Source organism: Cupriavidus sp. R6-3 (assembly GCF_059772245.1).
Genome location: NZ_JCBAJO010000462.1, coordinates 1 through 504, shown reverse-complemented (window position 1 = coordinate 504; position 504 = coordinate 1). Strand labels below are relative to the sequence as shown.

The following is a 504-nucleotide window of genomic DNA, read 5'->3' as shown; positions in this document are numbered from 1 at the left end:
GGCAGGTCCGCGGCATCGCCAACCCATCGGCGCAACATCGCCCGGGACGCAGCCACAGCCGCGCGCGCCTCGTCTTCCCGGTTCCGGAGCTGCTGAAGTTCGAGCTGAGCGGTCAGAATCTCGGCCCGGGTGCCGCGGTTGGCGCGGTAGGTGGCTTCGGCGGCGTCCACCATCAATCGGATGGACTGCGCCTGTTCAGCAAATACATCGAGCATTCGCTCGGCGTACTGCCGCTCGAGCCAGGCGCTGGCCGTGCCGCGCTGCACGGCGGCCAGCGCCACCGTGCGCTGCGCCTCCGCGGAGGTGGCTTCGGCCTCGAAACGTTGCGCGCGAGCCTGGCGCTTCGCCGCTCGGGTGAACTCCTGCATCACGCTGATCGACCGCATCGTCATGGCTTCGGTGCCGAGCGAAAACCGGTCGCGGCCGTCGACCGGGACGTTGTTGACACCGACTTTGAGCACGGGGTCCGGCAGTTGGCCGCCTGCAACCGCCATTTCGATGGCC

Annotated in this window: 1 protein-coding gene; it reads right to left on the bottom strand. The window is 68.8% G+C overall.

Translation table 11 applies throughout. From position 1 onward, the window contains the following. On the bottom strand, positions 1 to 504 hold a 504-nt coding region (locus AC6EI8_RS26655), incomplete at both ends, for a TolC family protein (RefSeq protein WP_498383420.1).